This window comes from Janthinobacterium sp. SUN026, from assembly GCF_030397625.1.
GTDB lineage: Bacteria > Pseudomonadota > Gammaproteobacteria > Burkholderiales > Burkholderiaceae_D > Janthinobacterium > Janthinobacterium kumbetense.
In genome coordinates this window covers 1,051,324-1,064,204 of sequence record NZ_JAPQNU010000001.1, presented here as the reverse complement: position 1 = coordinate 1,064,204, position 12,881 = coordinate 1,051,324, and the positions used below count along the sequence as shown (strand labels likewise).

Annotated in this window: 10 protein-coding genes; 4 read left to right on the top strand and 6 right to left on the bottom strand. The window is 64.1% G+C overall.

Annotation, left to right across the window (positions count from 1 at the left end; genetic code table 11):
• Window positions 1-14: 14 nt before the first annotated feature.
• Window positions 15-2,477, top strand: coding sequence for a hypothetical protein (locus OX459_RS04845; RefSeq protein WP_289904052.1), 2,463 nt, complete (start codon window positions 15-17; stop codon window positions 2,475-2,477).
• Here OX459_RS04845 and OX459_RS04840 read toward each other — a convergent pair.
• From OX459_RS04840 to OX459_RS04825, 4 genes are all read right to left on the bottom strand, one after another.
• Window positions 2,474-3,124, bottom strand: coding sequence for a heme-binding beta-barrel domain-containing protein (locus OX459_RS04840; RefSeq protein ID WP_289904051.1), 651 nt, complete (start codon window positions 3,122-3,124; stop codon window positions 2,474-2,476). The genes OX459_RS04845 and OX459_RS04840 overlap by 4 nt on opposite strands.
• A gap of 78 nt (window positions 3,125-3,202) precedes the next feature.
• Entirely contained in the window at window positions 3,203-3,727 is a 525-nt protein-coding gene (locus tag OX459_RS04835) for a hypothetical protein (protein ID WP_289904050.1), read from the bottom strand.
• Window positions 3,728-3,729: 2 nt separating this feature from the next.
• Entirely contained in the window at window positions 3,730-4,533 is an 804-nt protein-coding gene (gene map / locus OX459_RS04830; RefSeq protein WP_289904049.1) for a type I methionyl aminopeptidase, read from the bottom strand.
• 14 nt (window positions 4,534-4,547) lie between these two features.
• Entirely contained in the window at window positions 4,548-5,144 is a 597-nt protein-coding gene (locus OX459_RS04825) for a TetR/AcrR family transcriptional regulator (protein ID WP_034783384.1), read from the bottom strand.
• A gap of 123 nt (window positions 5,145-5,267) precedes the next feature.
• Between OX459_RS04825 and OX459_RS04820 the strand changes: the two genes are divergently transcribed.
• Both OX459_RS04820 and OX459_RS04815 read left to right on the top strand, forming a co-directional pair.
• Window positions 5,268-6,782 (top strand): AMP nucleosidase, encoded by a 1,515-nt coding sequence (locus tag OX459_RS04820; RefSeq protein WP_077407596.1) that lies wholly within the window; start codon window positions 5,268-5,270, stop codon window positions 6,780-6,782.
• A gap of 56 nt (window positions 6,783-6,838) precedes the next feature.
• Entirely contained in the window at window positions 6,839-7,444 is a 606-nt protein-coding gene (locus OX459_RS04815) for a hypothetical protein (RefSeq protein WP_289904046.1), read from the top strand.
• A gap of 43 nt (window positions 7,445-7,487) precedes the next feature.
• On the opposite strand, the gene OX459_RS04810 is transcribed toward OX459_RS04815, so the two are convergent.
• Both OX459_RS04810 and OX459_RS04805 read right to left on the bottom strand, forming a co-directional pair.
• A complete protein-coding gene (locus tag OX459_RS04810; RefSeq protein ID WP_099666965.1) occupies window positions 7,488-7,958 on the bottom strand; it encodes a DUF1854 domain-containing protein in 471 nt (156 codons plus the stop codon).
• Window positions 7,959-7,960: 2 nt separating this feature from the next.
• Window positions 7,961-10,231 carry an ABC transporter ATP-binding protein gene (locus OX459_RS04805; RefSeq protein ID WP_289904045.1) on the bottom strand — a complete coding sequence of 757 codons (2,271 nt, stop codon included), beginning with the start codon at window positions 10,229-10,231 and terminating at the stop codon, window positions 7,961-7,963.
• Between the two features lie 467 nt (window positions 10,232-10,698).
• Between OX459_RS04805 and cphA the strand changes: the two genes are divergently transcribed.
• Entirely contained in the window at window positions 10,699-12,876 is a 2,178-nt protein-coding gene (gene cphA, locus OX459_RS04800) for a cyanophycin synthetase (RefSeq protein ID WP_289904044.1), read from the top strand.
• Window positions 12,877-12,881: the final 5 nt, after the last annotated feature.

The following is a 12,881-nucleotide window of genomic DNA, read 5'->3' as shown; positions in this document are numbered from 1 at the left end:
GCAAAAGGACGCGCATGAACCCCAGCACCGACACGGCCACCGATACCCAAGGCAGCGAGGACATGCCCCAGGCATCAGCAACGGCCGTGACGGCGCCTGCGCCCATCAAGCTCGACAAGGAAGACATGCCCACCGTGCTGGGCAAGCTGCGCACCCTGGTGCAGGACAAGACGCGCTTCGAGCCGCACGACATCACGCCGCTGGGCGAGGAAGACGTGCTGCAGGATTTTTCGCTGCAAGCCAATTACGCGCTCGAGGCGCGCTTCGAGCAGCGCGTCATCAATGGCTATTTCGCGCCGGCGGGCAATGACTGCCGCTGTGGCTCGCACGAAGTGGGAGCACTCGCTCACGCGCAGGAAAAGGAGCGGCTGCGCCGCGCGGCGGGAAAGCTCGACAATGCCTTGCGCCAGGCGGGCCAGGCCTACAACGGCGTCGAGGCGGGCGTCTACCTGCCGCACGCCGTCAAGTACTGGCACCTCGATACCTGCAGCAACTGTTCCGGCAAAGGTCGCATCGGCTGCCACACCTGTTATGGCGCGACGACGGAAACGTGCTGGAATTGCCACGGCGGGCGCACCGTCAGCTGCGACGCCTATGGCTGCTACGGCAGCGGCAAGGTGTCGTGCTCGTATTGCAGCGGCAGCGGCACGGTGTCCGAGCAAGTCACCGATTACGTCACGGTGCAAGTGCCCACTACCAGCTACAGCAACGGCAGCTCGCACACCAGCTACCACAGCGAAACGCGCACGCAATACCGCACGGAATACCGCTCTTGCTACCATTGCAGCTTCGGCAAGGTCAGCTGCAACACGTGCCACGGTTCCGGCAACATCAATTGCGGCACCTGCCGCGCCAGCGGCAAGGTTACTTGCCGCACGTGCAGCGGCGTGGGCGACTTGCGCTGCAACCCCTGCGACGGTTCCGGCAAGGTGGGCAAGGCGGCCTGGGTCGACGTGCACGTGGCGCCCGGCTACAGCGTCAGCCTGCCCAAGCAGGCGCCCGACGACGCGCGCCGCATCCGCGACAAGGAGAGCGTGCACTCACTGGCAGCCATCGCCAGCAGCCTGGCCCTGGCGAAAGTGAGCATTTACAATGAAGACCAGCCGCAGGAAGTCGACGCCCTGTATGGCGGCAAGCTGCGCATCGTGCGTCTCGACGCATCGTGCAACGCGGAAAAACATCACCTGGTGGCGTATGGCACGGACTTGCGCTGGCTGACGCTCGATGACATCGTGGAAAAGCTGCTGCGCGGCGACCTCAAGGCGCTCAGCGACGCGCTTGCCGGCAGCGCCGACGACGGCCTGTTCTCGGCCCACGTCCAGGGCTTATTGACGCCGCTGCGCGACGTGGCCGCCTCGGAACTGAATGCGGACGTGATCGAGTCCGTCCTCAGCGGCGACGCGGACCACGCGCACGTCGATGTCGTTTCCGCCGACTATGCGCAGAACGTGCGCACCTGCGTGCTGGGTGCCCTGCGCCAGGTCTACACGCGGCTGGCCAAGCAATTCTGGTGGAAAAGCGCGCTGGCCGCGCTGGCCGCCGCCATCGCCGCCTGGTTCTTCGCCGGCCGCGGTGCCGCTGCCGTGGCCGGACTGCTCGTCACGGGCGCCGGTTACTGGCTGTTCAACCGCAAGGTCAAGACGGTACTCAGCGAGGCGCTGGGCGGCGAACGGCAGGCCGAACGGGCCATGGGCATCGCCGGCAAGGGCCGCCGCAACCAGCTGGCGCAAGTGCTGATCCTCGCCCCCGCCAGCCTGGCCGTGCTGGCCGCCAGCTATGGCTTGCCGACGCGCGTGCACCCGGTTTCCGCGCCACAGCAAACGGCCATGGCGTCGGCGCCCGTCGCGCCCCATGCGCCGGCCGCCGTGCCGCAGGACGCGAGCAGCGCCAAGGCCGTCAAGCTGTATGAAAATGGCGACAAGGCGCAGGCGCTGGCCATGCTGGAAAGCCTAGTCGGCAAGGGCGACGCCGGCGCGTACGGCCTGTATGGCTGGATGCTGCTGATGGGCGAAGGCAAGCCCGGCCCTATCACCGCGCCAACGGCGCAGCAGCGCGCAGCGCGCCAGGTGGCCGCCAAGCCCCTGATCGGCAAGGGCCTGGTAAAGAACGACAGCTATGCGCTGACGGCGAAGGGCGTGATGCTGGCCGAAGGCTGGCAAGAGCCGCGCAACATGGCGCGCGGACTCGACCTGCTGAAACAGGCCGCGAACAAGGGCAATGCGCAAGCCATGCACTTATTGGGCCTGTACCACGTGCGCGGCTACCAGATTCCCGTCAACCACAAGGAAGCGCGCAAATGGTTCACCCTGGCCGCCGACAAGGGCAGCGCGGGCGACATCTACAACCTGGGCCTGATGGACTGGGAAGGCGCGGGCCTGAAACGCCCGGACCGCGCCAGCGCCATGCAGCGCTGGAAGATCGCCGCCGCCATGGGCGAGGAGCGCGCGATCAAGGCCGTGGCCCAGGGACAGCCTTAAGCGGCGGTTGCCGCCAGCGCCTGCAGGGCCATCGGGTTCGGCGTCGGTTCGCCGACTTTGGTCAGCAGGTTGCGGTCCGTGTGGTGGAACGGCTCGTCCTTACCGCGGATCAACATGACCGTGTCCTCGTCGTAGCCCCACGTGCCATCGGCGTGGATATCGACCTTGATGCGGTATTCGACGGTGGTGAACGCGTGTTCGAGGAAGGGGTTCGAGCAGATGCCGTAGGCCGTCGAGTCGCGCTTGGCCACCAGTTCGAAACTGGTGGCGTCCGCCGTCGTCGTGCCGGACGCCATGGCGATCTGGCCGCGCGGGATGGCCAGGGTCTGGATCACGGCGCCCGTGGCCGGCTCCCACAGCCAGTAGCCCACCTGCTCATGATACGTTTTGACCTGATCCGGCTTGGTGATGTGGATGTAGTAGCGCAAGCCGTAGAACAGTTGCGGGCCGTTGGTGACGGGGTCGATCGGCTGCAGCTCGATGCGCTCGACGAATGCCTGCTTGCGCGGGCCATCCGCTTTCGGCTTGACGTCCAGGCCGCGCGTGCCCGTCCAGATGCCGGCCATGCCGGTCAGGGGACCGAGGTTGTTCAGGGTGTGCACGTCGGCGGACGGCTCGGTGTAGATATCTTCGGGAAAATCGCTCATGCGGAAGTCTTCAAAATGGGGCAACAGTGCTTGCCGCCATTGTAAGACGCGCGCCCGCCGGCGGCAAAGCGCCAGCCGTCAGGGAAACTGCGTAGTGTGGCGCTCGATGAACAGCAGGGCTGCGGCAGCCAGCGCCGGGCGCCTCGTTTCAAACACGTCTGCATCGCGCGCTTGCAGCAGGTTGGCGGCCACCTCGGGCAGGTCCAGTGCACCGCCGATGAACGCCGCCACCGCGTCGATATTCGCGTACAGGGCGCTGTCGAAGCCCTCCCAATCCACATAGGCCAGCCATTCGGCCAGCATCACCACGCCGGCGACGGGCGGCGTCAGGGCCGCGATGCGCTCCAGGCGCAGCACGCTGTCGCTGCGGATATCTTCATGCTGCAGCACGGCCAGCGCCACGTGCTGCAGCGCGTCTTCCGGATCGCGCCGGTACTTGTTCAGCAGGCGCTGCGTGAGCGTAAAACGTTCGATGTCGATGCCGCGCAGCGCGGCCGCCACGTCGTCGTCATGCAGCGCCAGGTGGCGCGCCGCGCAAGCGACATCCACGCCCGCTTTCGCGGCAACGATATCGGTGAGCTGCCGCCGGCGCGCATCGTCCATGCTTACACCAGCGGGTCGGTCGAGCCGGTCAGGGTGAAAATCTCGAAACCCGTTTCCGTCACGGCCAGCGAGTGCTCGAACTGCGCCGACAGCGAACGGTCTTTCGTCACCGTCGTCCATTTGTCGGGCAAGACCTTGACCTGGTAGCTGCCCACGTTGAGCATCGGTTCGATCGTGAAGATCATGCCCGGTTCGAGCACGATGCCCGTGCCGGCGCGACCATAGTGCAGCACTTGCGGCGTGTCGTGGAAGACCTGGCCCACGCCGTGGCCGCAGAAGTCGCGCACGGAGGAAAAGCCCTGCGCCTTGGCCACCGCCTCGATGGCGGCGCCCACGTCGCCCAGGGTGGCGCCCGGACGCACGGTATGGATGCCGGCCATCATGGCCTCATACGCCGTGTTGACGAGGCGGTTGGCCAGGATGGAGACGGCGCCCACCTTGAAGGTGCGGCTGGTGTCGCCGAACCAACCGTTGAATTTTGGCGTCACGTCGATGTTGAGGATGTCGCCCACTTTCAGGATCTTGGTCTCGGAAGGGATGCCGTGAGTGACCACGTGATTGACGGAGATGCAGCTGGCGTGCTTGTAGCCGTGGTAATCGATGGTGCCGGGGATGGCGCCGGCGGCGCGCATGAATTCCTCGCACAGGGCGTCGAGCTTGGCCGTCGAGACGCCCGGTTTCACGAAGGGCGCGATGTAGTCGAGCGTGTCGGCGGCGATGCGGCCGGCCGCGCGCATGCCGATGAAGCCTTCTTCGTCGTGCAGGGGGATTTTCTTGCCGTGTTCAAGCTGGGTGGAATAGCGCATGGTTTTCTTCTTGGTTAGTGTGTGGTGTGGGCGGCCCAGCCGCGCACGGCATCGTGCGAGGCGCGCAGCATGGCGTCGACGCTGGCGGGGATCGGCCGCTCCTGGGTCAGGTAAGGCTTGACGACGGCCACGGGGGCGTCGATCAGCACGAATTTGAGCAGCATGTGATCCAGGTCAAGCTCCGTGGTGGCGGGCATGGCTTCGGCGCAGCGGACAAAGCAGGCATCGAGTGCCGCCTGCTCCTCTTCGACGGCGGCCAGCAATTCCTCGCTGAGGCCACTGCTGAAATCGGGGCTGTCCGCGCATTGCAGCAGGAAGCGCGCATACACGGGCTTGCGCCGGCACCAGTCCAGCAAGCCGTGCACGCCGGCCCACGTATCGCCGCCCAGCCAGCGGCTGGCCACTTCCTCACGGAAGTCGCTTTTCACGCGCAGCCAGGCGCGCGCCAAGATGGCGTTGCGCGAATCGAAGCGGTGATACACGGAGCCGATGGGCGCACCGGCCTTGACGGCGATGGCGGCCATCGAGACGGCGCCCACGCCGCACTGGGCGGCGACGGCAATCGCGCTGTCGATGAAGTTGTTTTCGTTGAATTTGGCTAGTCTGACCATTCAAATAGAATACAGATTCTATTTGAATCCGTCAAGCGGCCCCGTTCGCTGAAAAACGCGTCCAACGCGACTTGCCTTGCTGCCTTACAATGGTATGCACGAACCGCTACAAGGAGAATCCGCTTGCTTACGCCCCCCTTCATCGCCTCCTCCCGCTTCGACGATCCACGCCTGGCGCTGGAACAGGTGCAAGCCATTTACCGCAGCAGCATCGAACACTTGCGCGATGCGCTGCAGCGCTTTGTCGCCGGCGAAGACATGCACGAACGGGTGCGCGCCTGCTACCCCTTCGTGCGCATCCAGACGGACACCGTGGCGCGCGCCGACTCGCCGCTGGCCTACGGCTTCGTCGCCGGCCCCGGCGTGTTCGAGACCACCCTGACGCGCCCCGACCTGTTCGGCGACTATTACCTCGACCAGTTCACGCTGCTGCTGAAAAACCATAACAGCGGCCAGAAGGTGCACCTGGAAGTGGGCGTGAGCGCCCAGCCCATCCCCGTGCATTTCTCGTTCGCCGAGCATGACCATATTGAAGGCAATATGGATGCGGGCCGCCGCCTGGCCATGCGCGACCTGTTCGACCTGCCCGACCTGTCGGCCATGGACGACGGCATCGCCAACGGCACGCACGAACCGGCGCATGGCGAAGCGCAGCCGCTGTCGCTGTTCACGGGGCCGCGCGTGGATTACTCGCTGCAGCGCCTGCGCCACTACAGCGGCACCTCGCCGCAGCATTTCCAGAACTTCGTCCTGTTTACCAATTACCAGTTCTACATCGACGAATTCATCCGCCTGGGCCACGCCCTGATGGACCGCGCGCCCGACGCCGCCGCGCCTTCGGACGACGACGGCTACATCGCCTTCGTCGAACCGGGCAACGTGGTCACGCGCCGCGTGGGACAGACGGTGGAAAGCGAGGATGCGCTGGGCGCCGCCCCGCCGCGCCTGCCGCAGATGCCCGCCTATCACCTGCTGCGCGCGGACGGCAGCGGCATCACCATGGTCAATATCGGCGTGGGACCGGCGAATGCGAAGACCATCACCGACCATATCGCCGTGCTGCGCCCGCACGCCTGGCTGATGCTGGGCCATTGCGCCGGCCTGCGCACCACGCAAAGCCTGGGCGACTACGTGCTGGCGCATGCGTATGTGCGCGAAGACCATGTGCTCGATGAAGACTTGCCGCTGTGGGTGCCGATCCCGCCGCTGGCGGAAATCCAGCAGGCGCTGCAAACGGCGGTGGCGGAAATCACCCAGCTGACGGGGCATGATTTAAAGCACATCATGCGCACGGGGACCGTGGCCAGCACGGATAACCGCAACTGGGAACTGCTGCCGCAACGTACGCCGGAGCGCCGTTTCAGCCAGAGCCGCGCCATCGCGCTGGACATGGAAAGCGCGACGATCGCCGCCAACGGCTTCCGTTTCCGCGTCCCGTACGGCACCCTGCTGTGCGTGAGCGACAAGCCGCTGCACGGCGAAATCAAGCTGCCCGGCATGGCCAACCACTTCTACCGCGAACGCGTCGACCAGCACCTGCGCATCGGCATCCGCGCCGTGGAACTGCTGCGCCGCCAGGGCGTGGACAGGCTGCACAGCCGCAAATTGCGCAGCTTTGCGGAAGTGGCGTTCCAGTAAATGCCGGGCATTTATCGGCGGATCATCCGGTCCGCCACTCATCTCAAGAAAAATACATGCATCTACTCCAACGCTCCATTTTCGCCCTGGCATTGAGTTTGCCGCTGCCGTCGCTGGCACAGACCACCGTCACTCCCATCTACATGCTGCTGCAGCCGCTGGTGCAACGCGATGCGAACGGCGTCGACATCTGCGGCGTGGACGCCACGGCTGCCGTGGTCATCGACAAGAAACTTGAAACGTATGAATTCCAGTTTTATGTGTCGGCCTCAACATTCAGCGGCCACATCGATGCAGGGCAGTTGATCGACCCAACCACGCCAACACCGGCGGGAAAGCAGCAAGCATTACCCCGCCCTGCGGGATTCTGGATCGCCAACAAGGATAACGGCGAAGCCTTGCATGCGCGCGATATCAAGGCGTCCGGCAAGCCTGGCCATATGGCCGGCACGGCCGATCTCATACCGGCCACCAGGCAATTGATGAATCTGATCGAAGGGGAAAAGATGCAGATTTCCATCGAGTACCCGAAGCAGCGCAGCCAGACCATCATCGAGTTCTCGCAAAGACTCGCGGATGAGGATCACGACACCATGTTGTCCTGCATGAAAGACCAGATGGTCTCGATACGCAGGGAATACGATGCACATAAACAGAAATAAAAAAACGGCGCCTTCAAGGCGCCGTTTTTTATTGTTGCATCGCTTACAGGAAGCGGTCGAGGATCTTGCGCGTCGTCTTGTCAATATTGAACATGTCGCGGATCAGGAAATGAATGCCGTGGTTGTCGGCGATCAAGAGCGACGCGGCGCCGATGCGGCGGATGTCTTCCTCGCCCTTCAGCACGAACTGCGTCTCGCCCCGGTCCGTGTCGACGTACCAGGTGCACGGCGTGGCGAAACTGGAGACGCTTTTCACGCGCGCGATCTCGGGCATGAATTCGCGCCCTTCCAGCTCTTCCTGCAGCAGGCTGCGCGCCGGCTCCGGCAAGGTGTCGACATGGTCGATCCACGCCACTTCCTTGCCATTGCCCAGCACCAGCGAAATGCCTTCGTCGGGCGACTGGATGGGAAAGGCGCGCACGGGCGCCACGCCTTCAAAGACCTGGCCGTCTGCGTCCGTCATCACCAGCTTGCCGAAGGTGTCGCGGTGTAATGTAAAAGTTGTACTGGCCATGCTTATTCCTTGTCATCCAGGGCGAGTTCATTGTTGCGCGCCTGTGCTTCGTAGAGGCGGAAATAGGCGCCCTCTTTCGCCATCAATTCATCGTGGCTGCCCACTTCGACGACCTGGCCGCGGTCCAGCACCACCAGGCGGTCGGCGCGGTGCAGGGTCGACAGCCTGTGCGCGATGGCGATCGTGGTGCGGCCCTGCACCAGGTTGTCCAGCGCCTTCTGGATTTCTTTTTCCGTTTCCGAGTCCACCGACGATGTCGCTTCATCCATGATCAGGATGCGCGGGTCGATCAGCAGCGCGCGGGCGATCGAGATGCGCTGGCGTTCGCCGCCGGACAAGCCCTGGCCACGCTCGCCCACCATCGAATCGTAGCCTTGCGGCAGGCGCAGGATGAATTCGTGCGCATGCGCGGCGCGCGCGGCGGCAATGATCTCCTGGCGCGTCGCGTACGGCTTGCCGTAGGCGATATTTTCCGCGATGGTGCCGAAGAACAGGAACGGCTCCTGCAGCACCAGGCCGATATTGCGACGGTAGTCGGAGACGGCGAACGAGCGGATATCGACGCCGTCGAGCAGGATCGCCCCTTCCGAGACGTCGTAGAAACGGCAGATCAGGTTGACCAGAGTGCTCTTGCCCGAACCGCTGTGACCCACCAGGCCGATCATTTCGCCCGCCTTGATGTTCAGGGTGATGCCGCGGTTAACGGCGCGGTTGCCGTAACGGAAACCGACTTCGCGCAAATCGATACGTCCTTCGATTTTGTCCAGTTTCACCGGTTGCGCCGGCTCCGGCACGCTCGACACGTGGTCGAGGATGTCGAAGATGCGCTTGGCGGCGGAAGCCGATTTCTGCGTCACGGAGACGATGCGGCTCATGGAATCGAGGCGGCCATAGAAGCGCGTGCTGTAGGCGATGAAGGCAGTCAGCACGCCGACGGTGATTTCGCCGCGCGACAGCTGCCAGATGCCGAAGCACCAGATGACCAGCAAGCCCATCTCCGTCAGGAAGGACACGGTGGGCGAGAACAGCGACCAGACCTTGTTCAACTTGTCGTTGACGGCCAGGTTATGCGCGTTGGCATCGCGGAAGCGGGCCGCTTCGCGTTTTTCCTGCGCAAACGCCTTGACCACGCGGATGCCGGGTATCGTATCGGCCAGCACGTTGGTCACTTCGCTCCATACGCGGTCGATCTTTTCAAAGCCCGTGCGCAAACGGTCGCGCACCAGGTGGATCATCCAGGCGATGAAGGGCAGCGGTGCGAGCGTCATGATGGCCAGCCATGGATTCATCGACCACAGGATCACGCCCGTCATGATGATCATCAGCACGTCGGAAGCGAAATCGAGCAAATGCAGCGACAGGAAGACGCAGATGCGGTCGCTGCCGCTGCCGATGCGCGCCATCAAATCGCCCGTGCGCTTGCCGCCGAAAAATTCCAGCGACAATTTCATCAGGTGTTCATACGTGGCCGAGCGCAAATCGGCGCCCATGCGTTCGGACACCAGCGCCAGCACATACGTCTTGCCCCAGCCCAGCAGCCAGGCCAGCAGGGCAGAACCGAGCAGGCCGCTCATGTAGTACACCACCAGCCACGGGTCGATATGCTTGCCGTTCTGATACGGAATCAGCACATTGTCCATCAGCGGCGCCGTCAGGTAGGGCGGAATCATGTGCGCGGCCGTACTCAGCAGCATCAACATGAAGCCCAGGGCCAGCTGGCCACGGTAAGGATGGGCGAAGCGCCACAGGCGGAACAGGGTCCAGGTGGACGGCGGCGTGTGCAGCACCTTGGCGCAGATCGGGCATTCTTCCTGCTCCGGCTCCAGCGGGGCCTTGCAGCTAGGACACACTTCCTGCTCCGCTTCCAGCACGGGCTGGCCCGTCAGGTGGCTGTCGAGGCGCTCGACGAACTGTTCCAGCACGCGGATGGCGTGCAGGTTCTGGCCCAAAGTGAAGCGCCACGAAGCCAGGCGGCCGTGGTCGTCGAACAGTTCCAGGTGGCCGACGCCGGCGTGGTCGTGGTGCGTCAGGCGCAATCCAGGGCGGAAAGACCAGCTTTTCCAGGCCGTATCGCCCGGCGAACGGGCCAGTAAACGCTTCTCGGTGACAACAATTATGCCTTTTGTGAAACGTAATCGCGCATCGAGGTCAACCTCAACGCTACTTAAAACGTTCTCCCCTGGAGAAAGGTTGCTCTCGACTTCCGCCAGCCAGTGTTCAGGCAGCGAGGTAAGGGGAATAGTTGTTGCAGGAACACTCAGTTCAGTTGTCATCGTAAAGCATACTCCGGCTCGAGGCCAAGCCCTTCAGGGCGGGATTTGGGGGATGGGGCAGACGCCCGATCAATGTTTGTGTACTGCGCGATGGCGAGGTGGATGCACCAGTGGCAATTTCCTGTATTGTATCGAATGGATGCCTGCCGGTAAGGAATGATGGCAAAACGGCGCAAAAAAATGCGCGGCCATCGACCAGAGACAAGTATACAACAGCCCGCTGTTGCGCAAATGCTCCAGCTTAGCCCAGAGTCGGTATCTTTATAACAAGTATGGCAACAATTAGTAACAATTAGAATGACAACACCAGCAGAATACGAGAAGCAAACGCGACAAGAGGCCGCTAAAAGTGGCACACTGCGCATACCCGGGATAAAGAACCAAGCACGAGCCTGAAAAGACTCTGTAGAGCCAACATAAAGTATCTGGCGCCCAGACGCCTGGCTTGTTATCAAGAAACCACTTACATGATCAAGAAGAAGAACATCGAATTTGCCCGCGTCACCCACTTGCGCGGCCCCAACATCTGGACTTACCGCCCGGTGATTGAAGCCTGGGTCGACATCGGCGAACTGGAAGACTATCCATCCAATACCCTGCCCGGCCTGTACGAACGCCTGGTGGCGTGGCTGCCCGGCATGATCGAGCACCGCTGCGGCGTGGGCGAACGGGGCGGCTTTTTCGAGCGCCTGCGCGAAGGCACGTGGTCGGCCCACATCCTCGAGCACGTGGTGCTGGAACTGCAAAACCTGGCAGGCATGCGCACGGGCTTCGGCCAGACGCGCTCGACCAGCCAGCGCGGCGTCTACAAGATGGCCTTCCGCACGCGCGAAGAGCACGTGGGCCGCGCCGCCCTGGCCGCCGCGCGCGAACTGCTGATGGCCGCCATCAACGATGAAGCCTACGACCTGGAAGCGGCCCTGGCGCCCCTGCGCGACATGGTCGATTCGCGCTGCCTGGGCCCGAGCACGGCCAGCATCGTCGATGCCGCCACAGAGCGCCGCATCCCTTCCTTGCGCCTGAACGACGGCAACCTGGTGCAGCTGGGCCACGGCGCCGCGCAGCGCCGCATCTGGACGGCCGAAACGGACCGCACCAGCGCGATTGCCGAAGGCATCGCCAGCGACAAGGATCTGACCAAATTCCTGCTCAAATCGTGCGGCGTGCGCGTCCCCGAGGGCAGCCTGGTGCGCAGCGCCGAAGCGGCCTGGGAAGAAGCACAGGACATCGGCGTGCCCGTCGTCGTCAAGCCGTACGACGGCAACCATGGCCGCGGCGTGTCGCTCAACCTGATGACGGAAGCGGACGTGAAGGCAGCCTACGACCTGGCCGCACGCAAGGGCGACAGCTCGGCCGTGCTGGTGGAAAGCTTCATCACGGGCGACGAACACCGCCTGCTCGTCGTCGGCAACAAGCTGATCGCGGCTGCCAAGGGCGAATCGCTGTGGGTCGACGGCGACGGCGTCTCCACCGTGCTGGAACTGGTGAACACGCAGATCAATACCGACCCGCGCCGCGGCGAAGGCGAGGATTTCCCATTGGGTACCGTCAAGCCGCACGAATCGGGTGAAATCGTGCTGGAACTGCAGCGCCAGGGCATGACCGCCCTGTCCGTGCCGCAGGCGGGCCAGAAAGTGCTGATCCAGCCGAACGGCAACGTGGCCATCGACGTCACGGACGACGTGCACCCGTCCGTCGTGCATGCGGCCCTGCTGGCCGCGCGCGTGGTGGGCCTGGATATCGCCGGCATCGACCTGGTCACCACGGACATCACGCGTCCGCTGGAAGAACAGCGCGGCGCCATCATCGAAGTCAATGCCAGCCCCGGCCTGCTGGCGCACATCAAGCCGGGCGTGGGCCAGCCCCGCCCTGTCGGCGCGGCCATCGTCGACCACCTGTTCGCCGCCGAGGAAACGGGCCGCATTCCGCTGATCGGCGTGACGGGCACGCGCGGCGCCAGCCTGATCGTGCGCATGCTGTGCAAGCTGCTCAACCTGTCGGGCCTGCACACGGGCGCCGTCTGCAGCGAAGGCATGTACCTGGACCAGCGTCGTGTCGTCAGCAGCGATTGCGTGAACTGGGACGCGGGCCAGCGCCTGCTGCTCAACCGCACCGTGCAGACGGCCCTGTTCGAAAGCAATCCGCGCATGATCCTGGCCGAAGGCCTGGCCTACGACAAGTGCCAAATCGGCGTCGTCACGGACATGGGTAGCCTCGATAGCGTCAAGGATTTCGACGTGCTGGACGAAGCGGGCCTGTACAAGGCCGTGCGCAGCCAGGTCGACGTGGTGGTGCCGACGGGCGTGGCCGTGCTGAACGCCGCCAACGCGCACGTACTGGAACTGGCCGAGCTGTGCGACGGCAGCGTGATCCTGTATGCGCAGGACGGCAGCCTGGCCGCCATCGCGGCGCAACTGGCCGCCGGCCAGCGCGCCGTGTTCGTGCGCGGCAACCACATCGTGCTGGCCGAAGGCAGCATCGAAACGGTCTTGCTGTGCCTGGACTTGCTGAAACCGGCCACGGCCGGCAATGTCGACAGCGTGCTGGCCGTCGCGGCCGCCGCCTGGGCCCTGAACCTGCCCGTCGACCTCATTTGCGCAGGTCTGCGCACCTTCGACGCCGCCCCCGGCTGCATCGGGAACTGACAGCA